Source organism: Acinetobacter sp. 243_ASPC, from assembly GCF_001054715.1.
Classification (GTDB): domain Bacteria; phylum Pseudomonadota; class Gammaproteobacteria; order Pseudomonadales; family Moraxellaceae; genus Acinetobacter; species Acinetobacter soli.
The window spans coordinates 50,181-66,556 of record NZ_JVOR01000020.1; the positions used below are offsets into that span (position 1 = coordinate 50,181).

Sequence of the window (16,376 nt, forward strand, 5' to 3'; positions counted from 1 at the left end):
GGCAACGACAGACTTTAAAGGATGAAAGCATATGGTTGATCTATTGGCATTGACACTCACGCAACGTGAGCCTGAACAAGACACGGGTGAAACAGCAAAATTTTACTGGCAGTGGCTAGGCGAGGGGATGTTGCAGTGCACGCCTGTTACGGGTTATGAAAAAACCATTTTGCTTTCTGCCGGGATTCATGGCAATGAAACGGCCCCAATTGAATTGATCGACAACATTCTCAAAGATTTATTTGCTGCAAAACTGATGCTCAAGCATCGGGTGCTGTTTGTCTTGGGGAACCCGGAGGCGATCCGTCAAGGCGTACGTTATCTTGAAAATGATATGAACCGGATGTTTTGTGGCGCTCATGAGGCACTTACAGCAGATGTAGAAACTCGCCGTGCAGCTGAGCTTGAACATATCACATCGCATTTTTTTCACACTTCAGATGTGCAGGCCAAGGCTTATCATTACGATTTGCACACTGCCATCCGTGCCTCGCGATTGCCTCTCTTTGCTTTGTTTCCATATCAAAGCCATCCCTATGATGCAGCATTGCTTGCACAGTTGGATGCAGCCGATCTGGATGCGCTGGTTTATCACAACAGTTTTGGCAAAACCTTTACCCAATTTACTGCAACGCATTTTCAAGCAGCCAGTACCACGCTCGAACTGGGTAAAGCCAAAGCGTTTGGACACAATGATTTATCTGAGTTTGATCCAATTGATCAAGTGCTGCGTGCCATTTTAAGCGACACGGTTTTACCTGTGCGACATAAGCCTGCAATACGCGAATTTAAGGTGATGAGTTCGATCATCAAACACAGTGATGATTTTCAGCTTCAACTTGCGGCAGATGCACCCAACTTTTCGACTTTTCAAAAGGGCGATGTGCTGGCGATACAATCAGGCGAAAATCAAATCGTTGACCACGAGCAGGTCTGGATTTTATTTCCAAACCCTCAGGTAAAAAAGGGCTTACGTGCCGGACTGGTGTTAGAGGAAACCACACAGCACAAAAAATAGCTCGTCAGAGGCCAATCAGTCAGGAATAGACATTCATGGAGTATGAAGATGGAGATTCATTAAACGGACGTTGAGACCCAGAACGTGGATGAAATACCCGGTGGGCGATATATACAGCAAGGACATGTTGTCAAAAAAATAGTTGGAGTGAATGTGGATGAGTAATGACAATGAAAAGACATTGCAGGCAGGCGGATTCCTGAACGAGCAATCAGGCTATCAAGATCGAAGTAGCGCACAAACCAGTGCGATCGCCCGAGATCACGATACAGGAAAGCCCTTAAAGCGTGCTATGACCAAACGTCATCTGGTCATGATTTCATTGGGTGGTGCCATTGGAACGGGGCTTTTTTTAGGTTCGGGCGATGTGATTTCACAGGCAGGGCCGGTGGGAGCTATTTTATCGTATTTGCTCGGTGGCGTGATTGCCTACATGGTCATGCTCTGTTTGGGGGAGCTTGCGGTGCATATGCCGGTGTCGGGTTCGTTTGGTGAATATGCCAGAACGTACATTGGCCCGGGAACAGGCTACATGATTACATGGCTTTACTGGCTGACATGGACCGCCACACTGGGAACCGAATTTACTGCGGCGGCTTTACTGATGCAGGAGTGGTTTCCTTCAGTTTCAATGTGGACATGGACCCTGATTTTTGCAGGGTCGATCTTTACACTGAATGTCAGCTCTACTCGATTGTTTGCAGAATCGGAATTTTGGCTCTCCTTGGTAAAGGTGCTCACCATTATCTGCTTTATTGGTTTAGGACTTGCCGCCATTTTTGGGGTGATTTCTTATCATGGGCATGAATCTGCGCCGCTATTTAGTAAATTAACCGAACATGGCTGGTTTCCTAATGGTGTTTTCCCCATCTTTGCCACAATGCTCATTGTCAATTTTGCCTTTTCGGGCACCGAATTGATTGGTGTGGCAGCAGGTGAGGCTGAAAATCCAGCTCAAACCGTACCTAAAGCCATCAATGCGGCGATTTGGCGGTTATTAATTTTCTTTGTCGGCACAATTATTGTGATTTGTGCATTGCTACCGTATGAAATGGCGGGGCTGAATTCAAATAGTGTCAGCAACAGTCCGTTTGTGACGGTATTTAACTACATCGGCATCCCTTATGCCGAAGATATTATTCGTTTTGTGATTATTACGGCTTTGCTTTCGGCAGCCAATTCTGGTTTGTTTGCGGCATCTCGTATGATGTGGTCATTGTCGGCCAAAAATCAGCTTCCTAAAGTTTTCAAAAAGCTCACTGCTTCAGGTACACCGATTGTAGCGATTACGGTCACTATGTTTGGTGCCATTCCGGGTCTGCTTTCTGAACATTTTGCACCCGAAACCATTTTTAAAAATCTGCTAGGCGTGGCGGCATTTACCATGGTGGTGGTGTGGATTTCAATTTGTGTGTGCCAGTTTAACTTTCGTAGACAATGGATCAAATCTGGTAAAACCGCTAAAGATCTAAAATTTGCGGCGCCGCTCTTCCCACTTACGCCGATATTGGGCGGGGTGTTTTGTACCATTACTTGTATCAGTATGGTGGCCGATCCTTCAATGCAAGTTGGATTTGTGTGCTGTATCTTGTTTATTGCGGCTTGCTATGCCAGTTACTTCTTTTTTTATAAAGAAAAAACATCAATGTAATTCAAAAAGCTGCCTGCATTTATGGCGTCAGTTGTAAATGTCACTCCAAACAAAAGCCAGTCTAGGAATAGACTGGCTTGTGAACGGATCTTGATTCAGAATTATGAAGAATGAGGTGCAGTAGCAGTGGTTTTGCCGAGTTCATCCGAGGCTGTTTTTTTACCGAAATGCAAGTGATTAAAAAAGAGATTAAGTAATACCGCAGCCAAACACGTGATACTGATACCAGAGTGAAATAAGGTTTGAATTGCGTTTGGCATGGCATGGAAAAATTCAGGACTGATGAGTGGAATGAGGCCAGCACCGAGTGATACAGCCACGATAATCATATTGGATTGAACCTGATAATCGACTTTAGACAGTGTACGAATACCACTGACGGCAACACTACCAAACAGTACCAAACCCGCACCGCCCAGAACCGGCATTGGAATAGACGCCACCAAGCGACCAAATACCGGCAGTAAGCCAAGTACCACTAAAATTGCCCCAGCACTTGCCACCACAAAGCGGCTTTTCACGCCGGTAATGGCAACCAGACCGACATTTTGAACAAATGCACACTGCATAAATGCCCCAAAAAATGGTGCAATTGCAGAGGAGAGCATATCTGCACGTAGGCCATCGGCAATACGGGTATTGTCTACTTTGGTTTCGACAATTTCACCAATTGCCAGCAAGCTCGCCGTGGTTTCGGTTAAAATGACCAGCGTTACAATACACATCGACAAAATAGCCGGCCATTCAAATACAGGCATACCAAAGCCCAGAATATTTGGTAATGCCACCCAAGCGCCCTGACTGACTTTGGAAAAATCTGCCAGTCCTAATGTAAATGCCACGACAGCACCAAAAACAATCGCCAAGAGTACCGCCAAACGACGTATTGCGGCAGAACCGAATTTGGTAATCAGGAGTAAAAACACCAGTGTGATGCCTGCCAGTCCCAGATTTTCAAGCGAACCCCAGTTAGGCGCTTTAGGATTACCGCCCATGATCCAGCGAATCGCGACAGGTAATAGCGAAACTCCAATAATGGTGATAATCGAACCCGTCACAATCGGTGGAAAGAAACGAACAATTTTGGAAAAAAATGGTGCAATCACCACGCCAAAAATTGAACTGACGATAATTGCACCAAGAATGGACTGAAAGCTCCCTCCATTTGCACCAATTGCGATCATACTTGCAACGGCAGCAAACGAGGTGCCTTGCACGATTGGCAGTCTAGAGCCAAACCACTTCACGCCAAGGGTTTGAAGCAAAGTGGCTAAGCCAGCCACTAAAATTGAGGCTGTAATGAGCAGGCCAATATCGGCTTGAGATAACCCAATACCAAGACCAACAACCAGCGGGGCTGCAATGAGTCCACCGTACATCGTGAGTACATGCTGGAAGCCATAAGTCAGATTTTTAGCCAGTCCGAGATGCTCGTGCTCTGGCGATGATGCTGTCGGATTCGTGTTCATATCAGGTGCTTCGGTTCTTGATAGAGTTTCAAGAAATTTTGCAACATGCATGCCACGCATCCGCACTTCGTAATTTCATAAATTTTGAAATAACTAAATTGATATAACCCAACTCGTTTAAAGGTTAATCTTTAAAGTGCACTGGAATCCATTGATAGCTTTTTCCATCTGCCGAATACACATGCCCAATTCCCGGAAAGGGTAAATGTGGTGCGGCGATGATTTGTCCATTTTTGGCAAAATCTGCAAATTGCTTTAAGCGTGTTTGAACAGCTTGTTGTGGGTTAATGTCATATTCAATGGCTGTTTTTGGCCGATCAAACTGCACCGTATGCGAGTGAACAATATCGCCAATAAATACCACGGTTTCGCTATCAGTTTTAAAGGCATAGCTAAAGTGTCCCGGTGTGTGACCTGCGGTACTGATCACCTTAAAGCCTTGGATTTCGTCGCCAAGCTTATAGGTTTTAAAGCGTTGTTTCGCTTGATACGGTGCCAGCGCTGCTTTGATTTTTTCGACAGTACCCAAGTAGCCTGCACGTTTGGCTTCTGGCACTTTGCTGGCCTGCTTTGCATCTAACCAATAATTGGCTTCATCTTGTGAAGCATATACGATGGCATTTGGAAAATTGGCAGTGCCGTTTTTACTGATACCGCAAACATGATCGGGATGTAAATGAGTCAGCAAAATGGTATCGACCTGTTCAGGCTGGTAGCCCGCTGCTTTTAAATTGGTTAAAACAGAACCTAAATGCGCCCCGAAGCAACTGGCAGCACCGCTATCGACCAGTACCAGCGATTTTCCAGTATTGACCAAAAATGCATTGACTGAGGTTTGAACGCCTTTCTCTTGATCGGCATAGTATTTCTTTAAAATGTCATGTACTTGTTGCTGTGGAATATCTTTAAACAGCGTAGGTGACATAAAGTTTGTACCGTCGAGCAGTGCGGTGATTTGAACATTGCCTGCTTGATATTGGTAATAGCCTGCGACTTGTTTTTGTGGAGTCGGCATAGACAAACTTGCAGCCTGTAGTGTGGAAATTGTACCCAAAACAAGGCTGGTCGCTATAACTGTTGATCTTAATAATGTCATGAGCATTCTTATAAAAGTAGATATACGTAACTTTGTTTTAGCATGACCAATACTATTTTGCATTTAATTTTCAACAAGCATATAGCTGTACTTCGTAGGAAATTGAATCTAAATCCCGATTTGGAATTTTGATGTAGCACTGAGGTTCAGTTTTCATCTGATTGGATAAAGAATTGGACAATTCGGATAGAGCTTTCACTTAGAAATAGATTTAATCAAGTCATGATCACAATCGATAACAAGGTGAAGGAACGAATGAAGACGATACATGTGGATGACATCATTAATCAAAATAGATTATCACGCTTGCAAAAGCAGGTATTGATTTTGAGTTTTTTAATTTTTTTCTGTGATGGATTAGATACAGGAATTATTGGATTTATTGCCCCTGCATTACTAGACGACTGGGGCATTAGTAAACCAGCACTTGCTCCAGTTTTAAGTGCCGCTTTGGTTGGGATGTCTATCGGTGCAATAATTTCCGGACCGATATCAGACCGATTTGGTCGTAAGGGTACGATTTTAGTCAGCACATTTTTATTTGCGTTATTTTCTGTTTTATCAGGATTTGCAACCGATACCACTCAACTGATGATCTACCGTTTAATGACAGGCTTGGGTTTAGGTGCGGTCATGCCAAATATCAGTACGCTTGTATCTGAGTATATGCCTGCAAATCGCAAAGTTTTTCTAACCAGCATCCCAGGTTGCGGTTTTTTATTGGGTATTTCAAGTGGTGGACTCATTTCAAGCATATTTCTTGAAACGATAGGGTGGAGAATGATTATGGTAGTTTGTGGTATCTTGCCACTTTTACTGCTAATGGTCCTGTTTTTTAAATTACCTGAATCAGTTCGCTTTTTAATTAAACACAATCAATTAATAGCAGCACAGAAAATTTTAGAAAAAATTCAGGGATCTGTAATTGATCTAACACGCCTCGCAAATGTTGTCGATACGACTTCCTCACAATCGATTCGTCCTGTTCAGTTTTTATTTCGTCGTCACTTAAAGATTTCCGTATGCCTTTGGCTGTCATGTTTTATGAGTCTGCTGGTATTTTATCTGTTCACAAGTTGGATGCCGACCATTTTAAAAACATCGGGTTTAAGTACAGAACAATTTAGTCTAATTGCTTCCGTTTTTCCAATTGGCGGAGCAATTGGGGCTGCGATTATTGGCTGGTATATGGATAAGATAAATCCACATCGAGTCATCAAAAGCGCCTATTTGATTGCTTTTATTCTGTTTATAACGGCAAGTTTTATTCATTCAAATCTATTTTTACTTAGCCTCACCATTTTACTTACAGGTGCTATGTTGGCGGGTGCTCAAGCAGCTTTACTACCTCTGGCAACGATTTCATATCCAACTGAGTGTAGAGCAGTTGGTGTATCGTGGATGCATGGAATCGGACGATTAGGGGCAATTTTTGGGGCCTTTACAGGATCGCTAATTTTCCAATTTAGTTTTTCATTGGGCGAAATTCTGTTGATCTTGTCTGTACCTACCTTTATTGCTTTTTTGGGACTTAATCTTCAAAGTGATCGACATAACAATAAAGCTGAAATTGTGACTTAAAGGAGAAAAATATATGGACTTATATTTCTCAGATATTGAAGAACGTAATCGACAATATAATGCCAGAAACTCAGTCGCTGATTTTGAAAACTGTATGCAGATCTATCGTCAATTGGCCGAGCAGGCCAAACAACGTGTTGTAGGACTATACGATATTGCATATGGAGTTTCTAAGCAGGAGAAACTGGATATCTTTCCAAGTGTTTCACAACCAGCTCCAGTATTTGTTTATATTCATGGTGGATACTGGCGGGCTCAGTCTAAAGATGATGCTTGTTCCATGGCAGAAAATATGGTCAAACATGGTATTTCTGTGGTGACAATCGAATATAACTTATGCCCAACATTTACTTTATTTGAGATCGTGAAAGAAATACGTTCTGCAATAGCTTGGCTATACAAAAATGCGCATCGGTATGGAATCGATGCTGAACAGATTTATGTCTGTGGCAGTTCAGCGGGTGGGCATTTGGTGGCTATGCTTTGGAATGATCAATGGCAGCAGCATTTTGATGTCCCTAAGAATGTTATTAAAGGCGTGGTGGCTTTGAGTGGATTGTTTGACTTAAAACCACTTTGCGATATCGACCAAAATCAATGGTTAAAACTCAATATTGAACAAGCCGATCGACTTAGTCCTATTCATGATCTTCCTCATCCTTCAACAGCAGCGCCTTTGTTATTGTCAGTTGGTGAACTTGAGACACAAGGTTTTAAAAATCAGACTTTGAATTTTTATGAGACTTGCATAACGCAAGGTTATTCTCAAGTGGCGTATTTGAAAGATAAAGGACACAATCATTTTGATATTGTGAACACACTGGCTGAGCCAGATTCGGATTTATTTCGTGCTGTGAAACAAATGATTCAGACCAATGCCAAATCGTAAATAAAATCTAAAGCAAATAAAAAAAAGCTGGAAAACTCCAGCTTTTTTTTATTTGGTAAAAATTAAGACACTTTATCGCCCGGTTTTGCACCGCTGTCTGGTGAAATTACCCAAACACCGTCGCCATTACCCGCAGCTAAAACCATACCGTTAGAAATACCAAAACGCATCTTACGTGGTGCAAGGTTCGCCACCATCACCACCAGTTTGCCTTTTAAATCTTCAGGCTGATAAAACTCACGAATTCCGCTAAAGACATTGCGCGGTTCAGCTTCGCCCACATCTAAAGTCAATTGAAGCAGCTTGTCTGAGCCTTCAACTGTCGCAGCGTCTTGCACAAGCGCTACACGAAGGTCAACTTTCATAAAGTCTTCAATACCGATAGTGCTGGTATTAAGAGCAGCTTCACCTACTTTTGGTTCAGATTTCTTCTCGACTTTCTTCTCTTTTTTCTTTTCCGCTTTTGGTGCTTCTGCTGTAGCAGCCAACGAATCTTTAGATGCATCGACCATCGCAGCCACAGCTTTCGGATCTACACGTTGCATGAGTGGTTGGAACTGTGCAATTTTGTGTGCAAGCAAGATTTGCTGACGTGATGCAAAATCAAAGCTTTCAAGTTGTAAGAAAGCCTGAACTTGTGCCGCAAGTGTTGGAAGAACAGGAGACAGGTAAATCGCAAGCTGACGGAACAAGTTAATCCCGACTGAGCAAACGTCATGAACTTGTTGTTCTTGACCCTCTTGCTTCGCAAGCGCCCACGGTTTTTTCTCATCGATATATTGGTTGGCTTTGTCGGCCAGTGCCATAATTTCACGAATTGCAGCGCTAAACTCACGCGCCTCGTAGGCTTGTGCAATTGAGTCGCCAGCATCGATAAAGCTTTGTACCAGTTCTGGTTCTGCACAGTTTTCAGATAGGGTATTGTTAAAGCTGCTATTGATAAATTTGGCACAGCGGCTGGCAATGTTGACCACTTTACCGACCAAATCAGAATTTACTTTTTGTACAAAATCATCCAGATTCAAATCTGAATCTTCCACTTTGTCCGAAAGTTTCGATGCAAAGTAGTAGCGTAGGTATTCTGGATTCAGGTGCTGTAAATAGGTTTCTGCTTTAATAAAGGTACCGCGTGATTTCGACATTTTCTGACCATTGACCGTCAGGAAACCATTAACGAATAAACCACTTGGAGTACGGTAGTTGGCACCTTCAAGCATTGCCGGCCAGAACAGCGCATGGAAGTAAACAATGTCTTTACCAATGAAGTGATAGACTTCGTTTTGGCTATCTTTTTTCCAATAATCATCAAAGTTGAGTTCTGGGCGCTTGGCTTTGATGTAGTTTTCAAAGCTCGACATATAGCCAATTGGCGCATCGACCCACACATAAAAATACTTGTTAGGTGCATCTGGAATTTCAAAACCAAAATACGGCGCATCGCGTGAAATATCCCAGTCGGCTAAACCTGCTTCAAACCATTCATCTAGCTTGTTGGCAATCGATACTGGCAAACGGCCTTCGTCACGTGTCCATTTTTGCAAGTATTCACCAAAGTTAGGTAACTTAAAAAAGTAATGATCTGACGATTTTTCAACGGGGGTTGCGCCGCTCAAGGTTGAACGCGGATTAAGTAATTCGGTGGCATTGTAAGTGGTGCCACATACTTCACACGCATCACCATATTGGTCTTCTGCTTTACATTTTGGGCAAGTGCCTTTAATAAAACGATCTGACAAAAACATTTGTTTTTCAGGATCGAAAAGCTGAGTGATCGGGCGAACCGCAATATTGCCTGCTTCACGGTTTTTAAGGTAAATATCTTCAGAACGTGCTTTGTTTTCAGTGCTGTGCGTCGAGTCGTAATGATCGAAATGTACACCAAACCCGTCAAAATCGCGGATATGTTCTTTTTGTACATTGGCAATTTGCTGTTCTGGCGAGATTCCATTGGCTTCGGCACGTAACATGATTGCCGTACCATGAGCATCATCCGCACATACGTAGGTCACATCATGGCCCATTGCACGCATGGCACGAACCCAAATATCTGCTTGGATATAACCGAGTAAGTGGCCCATATGGATGGGTCCATTGGCATAAGGGAGGGCGTTGGTGACTAAAATTTTACGCACGGATTGGATTCTCTCATTCGTATTCATAAGACCGATGATTCTAACTGATGAACCCGAGAAAACAAAGCAAGGCATGGCTTGACAGAGAAGGGAAAACTAAAAAAGAGCACTTAGATGAAGTGCTTAAAATAACTCAAGCCTGCGAGCAGGCTTGAGGGAGATCAATCGAGAGGTGAATGACTTAGAACTGATAACCCGCAGCGACGTAGTAACCCCAGCCGGTACTGTTTTGTACAAAGTCGCCATTACCCCAGTTGGCAACCGCGCCGTCTTTAAACTGACCACCATTGTGGAAGTAACGCGCAGCAGTGAATAAACGCAGATGCTTCATGTTATAAGAAAAAACATGCGTTGAAACCAAAGCTTCATTGGTGCGGTTCGGGTCTTTATCGCCAAGTTTCGAACCAAAGTCATAGTTGGTAAAGGTGAAATAGTTGAGTGATGCGCCATTATTAAATGAATAAAGCGGATAGAAAAACTGAACCTGTAAACGTCCGCCATCATCTGAAGTATATGAGTTTGGCGCGCCGTAGTTTTCCCATTGCTGTTTTGCAAATACGTTTACATTCATACCAAGTTTGGTGTGGGTGTCAATTGAGGTACCCAAACCATAGTACAAGGTATTTTGGCTGTTATTCGAGTGACCACCAGCGTCTACGATCCAGTCAGTTGCAAAGAACCAGTCTTTAAATGGCCCAACAGAGAGATCTTTACCGGTTAAACGATTGAACGAAACTTTTGGCTGGTTTTCAGCAAAGAGTTTAGAACCGTCTTTGTCCCAAACCCCTTTAATGTTGTCGTTACCACCAAAATATTTTGGCGCATCGAAATAGCCATACCAATCGATTGGACCAGTCTGACCATAATACTCAAGCTCAAGATAGGCATTTTCTACTGTTTTTGGCGAAAATTTGACATCATTGCTATAAATACCCCAAAGTGTAGCATTCACACCAGCATTGGCCTGTTGCACACCCAGCAATGTTGCTGCAGCTAAAAATACAGTGCTTAACGATTTAAGAGACATTATTAGAACTACTCCAACATCATAAATTTTTAGACATATCGCACTATGTCTAAACAAAAGATTCTTTAGAAAAAACGAACGCAAAAGACCTAAGCAATGAATATGCCACTCTACTGGCATGGGCTCGGCTACACTGACCGTGAATTGCGTAATCTTGGTGGACGCGATTTTATGTTATTTTGATGCAAAGTTGTTAAACTTTGTAATTAAAGGTGCTGTAAGATGATTTTTAAAGAATAAATTTTAGATTTATTATTAAATAATTCATGTTTTTAATTTTATTTTTCATCATTAAAAAGTCTAAAAATTTTATTGAGACTCAGCATATCCGCTGTGTATCGTTTAGTTTTTTTAATCAACGTCGCAATGATTCAATCGATTACATCGTGAAAGCAAGATATAGCTTCCTCGCTATGAAAAGTTGACCATTTGGTGCATTTTTTCAAAAGTTGATCTGTAAGGTGGCACAACAATGAAGTTAAATTATCCCTAACATTTGACAACATGCAGCTCTATGTCATGCGAGCTTGAGAAGTTCTACAGTCAATTTTCAATTGAGTGGGTAAATTAAGAATTGTTCAATGATAAAGCCTGCGTGCTGCTGGTCAAAAAAGTCAATGAAAAGGAATTAGTATATTGAAATTTAAGATAAAACACTTCGCTACAATGTGTATCATCTTTGTTGCAAATTGCAGTTTTTAAACCTTTCGCTGCATAAGCATTGTATAAAAGAAGATAGATCAAAGCTCCCATCAAGATTCCATATCACAGATTTTACTCAAATATCTAAGACAAAGAGGATTGCGACATGACCAGCGAAAACAAATTAGATGATTTAAAAAATAAAGCGGCTGACCTAGGCGATGAACTCAAACATAAAGCTAAAGAGGCCAAGCTAGAAGGCGAAAAAGCGCTAGATGACCTCAAGCATAAAGCTCAAGAGGCTAAGCTCAATGGTGAAAAAGCTGTAGATGACTTTAAAAAAGATGCAGAGCGTGATCATTCAGATAAAAAAGCTGCATTTGATGACAAGGTCGATGAAGCCAAAACCAAATGGGATGATGCTAAAGGCGATGCGCAAGACAAGTTCGATCATCTCAAAACCGAAGCAGGGCATAAGCTTGAAGAAGCCAAGTTAAAGGCACAAGAGCTCAAGCATGAAGCATCGGTGAAACTCGATGAACTTAAAACACAAGCGTCGGCTAAACTCGACGAATTGAAAAAAACAGCTACCGACACTTTAAACAAATTTAAAGGTAACGATAAATAAGTCTTGCCCTTAAAAATTGGCTAACTCAAGTACGTTCACTGCATATTATTGATGTAGAGAAAATGCAACATTAATATGGTGTAGTGAACGAGCTTTTATAAAAATACTGTTAAACTACGCTCTACTAGACGCATTATTTCTGTGGAGTATTACGAATGTCGTGGCTTTCATCGCTTAAATCTGTATTTTCACCCGCACAAGAGGTGAAAGAAGAAGACATTCAAGCCATACTTCAAACCTATCGTCTTACGGGGCACTCATTCGAACTTAAAGACCGTATTACGCAAGTAAACGTGCAGGGTCGTGTCTTGCAACTGACGATCAAAACCTATCCTGAAGAAGCCGATCATTTACAGCAAATTCATGACGAACTTGCAGGTGCGCTACAAGGTGCAGGGATTGAAGAGTTAAATTTGCATGTAATTCAGCAAAAAACAGCACCGCGTAAGCTAGAAGCTGCCGCAACTTTGCCTCCTGTCGTTGATGCCTCTGCATCACCAACACCTGATCCAAACAATCCACCAATTCAAAAGAAAGCCCCACTACAAAGTGAGGTTGCTGCTCACCCGCGTATTCAACATGTGATTTTGGTGTCTTCTGGTAAAGGCGGTGTGGGGAAATCGACCACTACAGTCAATTTGGCCTTGGCATTACACAAACAAGGTTTAAAGGTGGGCGTATTAGATGCCGATATCTATGGGCCAAGTATTCCCACCATGCTGGGCAATGCGGGTCAAACACCAATGATTGAAAATGAAAGCTTTGTGCCACTTGAAGCACATGGGCTAGCAGTGCTTTCTATTGGACATTTGACTGGCGACCATAACACTCCTGTGGCATGGCGTGGACCAAAAGCCACAGGTGCACTGATGCAGCTCTTCAACCAGACACTCTGGCCAGATTTGGATGTGCTGGTGATCGATATGCCACCGGGCACAGGCGATATTCAACTGACGCTTGCACAGCGCATTCCGGTTTCGGGTGCTGTGATTGTAACCACTCCTCAAAATGTCGCATTGCTTGATGCCACTAAAGGTATTGAGCTATTTAACCGGGTGGGTATTCCTGTATTGGGTGTGATTGAAAACATGTCGACCCATATCTGTTCAAATTGTGGTTTTGAAGAGCAGATTTTTGGTACGGGTGGGGGCGAGCAGTTGTCTGAACAGTATCAGATTCCACTGCTTGGGCGCCTGCCTCTTAATGGGCAAATTCGTGAAAATGCCGATAAGGGCCAACCGAGTGTGGTTGCGCAAGATGCTGCTGCTGAAAGTTATGAACTGATTGCGCAGGCGCTTTGGTCGCGCGTAGCAGATTTGCCGCAACGCGCGCGTGATGACAAGCGTATCTTTTAATTTGAAAACGGGTTCACTAGATCTGCACGAGATATAGCCTATTTATTATGATTTTTATTAGATTTTCTATATAATCATGCTATCTATCTGATTATTTAACTTTTATTGGTTAGTTTTTTTGAACGATTGGCATAAAATTTGCTAATTACTTGTTTTTGGATTTAAGGATAACGAATGAAGTTTAAAGCGTTGTTTACTGCACTTGGTCTTTGCTCAGGTTTGTTTTTGACCGCGTGTAGCAGCCATTATGTTGCATCTACTCCCTCAGTTGAAGTGAAGTCAGCATTGAAACCAATCATTATTCAGGGTGCTTTACCCGTCGAGTCTGAGCAAATGGCATCTAAACTCAGTGATGTCAGTGTAGAAACCATCGGTGGCTGGAAATTCTGGAAAGGCACGTATCATGGCTATCCAGTCATTATTTCAAAAACGCGTATGGGCATGAGTAACTCTGCAGCAGCAACAGCGATTGCCATTGAACGTTTCCAGCCTGTTGCGATTATCAACCAAGGAACATCGGGCGGTCATGATCCAAAACTGAATGTTTACGATATTGTGCTGGGTCAATACACCACCAATATTGGTGCATTTAAAACACCGCACCAGCCTGTCGGTGGTGGATCGGATGCACTCAAATGGAATGAAGCATTTGATGTATTGCCAAAAGATGAATCCGACCCAGAGCCAATTGCAATTCGTAAATTTCAAGCCGATGCCGGTTTGCTTGCCGCTGCACAGCGCGTGAAATCGAGCTATAACAAAGGTAAGGTGGTTGAAGGAACCATTGGTTCTGCGGATGTTTGGAATAACGAGCTAGATCGCATCAAATTCTTTAATACCCGTTACGGTACGTCGGTAGAAGAAATGGAAGCGGCATCGGTTGCACAAATTGCCAGTCAGTTTAATGTGCCATTTATCGGTATTCGCGTGGTGTCAAACAACATTACCAACAACGGCAAGTATGATGGCGGTACAGGTGAGGCGTGTCAGGAATACGTTTTGCAAGTGGCCGAAGAATACATGAAAGGCTTAAAAGCAAAATAAGCCGAGCTCACAACAAGGCCGAACTTTAGTTCGGTCTTTTGTTTGGTCTGTTTTTCCAGTGATGAATCACACTCCAGCGCCAAAATAAATTGGTCACCACCGATAAAACAATGGCAACCACTAAGGCTTCAATGACCAGCCCGGAAAGTAAAATTTTGGCGAGGCTTAAATCAATATGAGCGTGTCCGAAGTTTCTCACCCAGTTCGAAATTTGATGTAAGACACCGAGGAGCATTTCTTTATTGATCATCTGCACATGATAAATTTTTGTGCCAATCCAGAAGCCGATATACAAAATCGGTACCAGTGTAAGTGGATTACTTAACCATGCCAAAACCAGCCCAATCGGAAGATTCACTTCAAACATCAGGACAGCAGCAACAATAAACAAGCTGTGAAACGGAATAGGCAGCAGGCCAAAGAATGTCCCTATAAATACAGCACGGGTAATCGATTTTCGATTGATATACCACAGCAAAGGATTGAGCGATCGTTTACCAAAAAATCGCATCAATTTCAGATTAGCGACCTTTTCAGATGAAGGAAGCCAAGATTGGAAGAACTGCTTTGCCATAGACATAATATCATTCAATACGCAATACCACGGTATGCCGCATTGTCGCGATCATCCGGTGCATCAGGACATGACCTATAGTGCTGAGGAAAACTTAGATAAAACTTAAAGCTTTGAAAAAGAGAGAATTGATTGCAATACAAACAACCAAGTGTCGAGATATAACGGTACGCCTTTTGCAGCGAAGTGTCAAATTGTGGCGCAAGATGGCAAAATTGAATAAAAAGATTGAGATAGATCACACAAGTCATAATTATATACACTTTTAAAGTGACTGCTGCGTCTTATTGATTTATAGCTTATAAACCCCTGTAAAGTATTGAAAATATCCATGAGCGGCCAATATCAATCTGAGCAGTTTCAGTATATGTTTGTTGGCTGGTGCTATAGTGTTTTTCGTCTGGTTTGATACAGGGTGAGGTCATCGGATGATTTCATGGTTTTTTGTGGGACTGGTTGCTGCCATTTTGCTAACACCAGGCCCAACCAATACATTGCTGGCATCGTCTGGTATTCAGGTCGGGGTGCGTGCATCTTTAAAGCTGATTCCTGCTGAAGTCACGGGATATATTATTTCGATCTCGTTTTGGGGATTACTGATTGGTTTAATTTCCCAGCATTTTGCTTTACTGCCGACCATTTTGAAGTTGCTTAGTGCATTTTACATTTTGTACTTGGCCATCAAGCTGTGGCGTACAGCCGATCATCAGCAAAATTTGTCTCAGCCCACTATTCGTTTTACCGAACTCCTTTGTGCCACCATTTTAAATCCGAAAGGTTTATTGTTTGCCTCTGCCATTTTCCCACAGGCTGCGTGGTCCAATATGCATTTGTACGGTCTACATATGGCTGTATTTCTCATGCTGATTATCCCGATTGCAACTTTCTGGATTGTCGTTGGGGCGTTGCTGGCAAAAAATCGGACACGCTGGTTTAATCCATCGAACCTACAACGCACTGCATCACTGATTTTGGTGAGTTTCTCCATACCACTGAGTTATTCTGCATTTTTAAAATTTTAAAGCGTGTTCGGTGTTCGCAAGCCGCAACGTTTATGGTGTTGTAAATTGAAGCGTAAAAAGCCGTATTAGCTTACGCTTGTCGGAAATGTTTTTTTTTACATGTTTTTTTTTGCATTTGTTTAAACAATACGCATAATAGAAAGTGAGTCAGGGTTGGCAAAATTGCTAGCCCATGTGGCAGGCGGGACGCTTTTCACAGCAGATAAAATCAAGAAAAATAAAATATGGTGCGGAGCATCGTATAACAG

13 protein-coding genes are annotated in these 16,376 nt (G+C 42.4%); 8 read left to right on the forward strand and 5 right to left on the reverse strand.

Annotated elements, in window-relative coordinates; all coding sequences use genetic code 11:
* The first annotated feature begins 31 nt into the window (after window positions 1-31).
* Both astE and ADA42_RS02370 read left to right on the forward strand, forming a co-directional pair.
* The gene (astE, locus tag ADA42_RS02365; protein WP_048763391.1) at window positions 32-1,018 is read left to right on the forward strand and encodes a succinylglutamate desuccinylase; all 987 of its coding nucleotides are present in this window, start codon (window positions 32-34) and stop codon (window positions 1,016-1,018) included.
* Between the two features lie 157 nt (window positions 1,019-1,175).
* Window positions 1,176-2,669: an amino acid permease gene (locus ADA42_RS02370; protein WP_048763393.1), complete on the forward strand. Its 1,494-nt coding sequence runs from the start codon at window positions 1,176-1,178 to the stop codon at window positions 2,667-2,669.
* Window positions 2,670-2,770: 101 nt separating this feature from the next.
* On the opposite strand, the gene ADA42_RS02375 is transcribed toward ADA42_RS02370, so the two are convergent.
* Window positions 2,771-4,138: a nucleobase:cation symporter-2 family protein gene (locus ADA42_RS02375; protein ID WP_048763429.1), complete on the reverse strand. Its 1,368-nt coding sequence runs from the start codon at window positions 4,136-4,138 to the stop codon at window positions 2,771-2,773.
* A gap of 124 nt (window positions 4,139-4,262) precedes the next feature.
* Complete coding sequence (locus ADA42_RS02380; RefSeq protein ID WP_414629807.1) at window positions 4,263-5,240, reverse strand: MBL fold metallo-hydrolase; 978 nt, start codon at window positions 5,238-5,240, stop codon at window positions 4,263-4,265.
* A 249-nt stretch (window positions 5,241-5,489) separates the two neighbouring features.
* Here ADA42_RS02380 and ADA42_RS02385 point away from each other — a divergent pair, with 249 nt between their 5' ends.
* Both ADA42_RS02385 and ADA42_RS02390 read left to right on the forward strand, forming a co-directional pair.
* Window positions 5,490-6,815, forward strand: a complete 1,326-nt coding sequence (locus ADA42_RS02385; RefSeq protein ID WP_048763395.1) for an MFS transporter — start codon at window positions 5,490-5,492, stop codon at window positions 6,813-6,815.
* Between the two features lie 13 nt (window positions 6,816-6,828).
* Window positions 6,829-7,704, forward strand: coding sequence for an alpha/beta hydrolase (locus ADA42_RS02390; RefSeq protein ID WP_048763398.1), 876 nt, complete (start codon window positions 6,829-6,831; stop codon window positions 7,702-7,704).
* 62 nt (window positions 7,705-7,766) lie between these two features.
* On the opposite strand, the gene metG is transcribed toward ADA42_RS02390, so the two are convergent.
* Window positions 7,767-9,836, reverse strand: a complete 2,070-nt coding sequence (gene metG / locus ADA42_RS02395) for a methionine--tRNA ligase (RefSeq protein ID WP_048763399.1) — start codon at window positions 9,834-9,836, stop codon at window positions 7,767-7,769.
* Window positions 9,837-10,017: 181 nt separating this feature from the next.
* Entirely contained in the window at window positions 10,018-10,863 is an 846-nt protein-coding gene (gene tsx / locus ADA42_RS02400; protein ID WP_004935130.1) for a nucleoside-specific channel-forming protein Tsx, read from the reverse strand.
* 808 nt (window positions 10,864-11,671) lie between these two features.
* Here tsx and ADA42_RS02410 point away from each other — a divergent pair.
* The 3 genes from ADA42_RS02410 (at window position 11,672) to ADA42_RS02420 (ending at window position 14,532) form a co-directional block, all read left to right on the forward strand.
* Entirely contained in the window at window positions 11,672-12,133 is a 462-nt protein-coding gene (locus tag ADA42_RS02410; RefSeq protein ID WP_004945655.1) for a hypothetical protein, read from the forward strand.
* A gap of 155 nt (window positions 12,134-12,288) precedes the next feature.
* A complete protein-coding gene (gene apbC, locus ADA42_RS02415) occupies window positions 12,289-13,488 on the forward strand; it encodes an iron-sulfur cluster carrier protein ApbC (RefSeq protein WP_048763402.1) in 1,200 nt (399 codons plus the stop codon).
* Window positions 13,489-13,662: 174 nt separating this feature from the next.
* The gene (locus tag ADA42_RS02420; protein ID WP_048763404.1) at window positions 13,663-14,532 is read left to right on the forward strand and encodes a 5'-methylthioadenosine/S-adenosylhomocysteine nucleosidase; all 870 of its coding nucleotides are present in this window, start codon (window positions 13,663-13,665) and stop codon (window positions 14,530-14,532) included.
* Window positions 14,533-14,557: 25 nt separating this feature from the next.
* Here the strand turns inward: ADA42_RS02420 and ADA42_RS02425 are convergent, their stop codons facing one another.
* Entirely contained in the window at window positions 14,558-15,112 is a 555-nt protein-coding gene (locus tag ADA42_RS02425) for a DUF2062 domain-containing protein (RefSeq protein WP_193786301.1), read from the reverse strand.
* Between the two features lie 422 nt (window positions 15,113-15,534).
* Between ADA42_RS02425 and ADA42_RS02430 the strand changes: the two genes are divergently transcribed.
* On the forward strand, window positions 15,535-16,128 hold the full coding sequence (locus ADA42_RS02430) for a LysE family translocator (RefSeq protein ID WP_004935147.1): 594 nt from the start codon (window positions 15,535-15,537) through the stop codon (window positions 16,126-16,128).
* The last annotated feature ends 248 nt before the right edge of the window (window positions 16,129-16,376 follow it).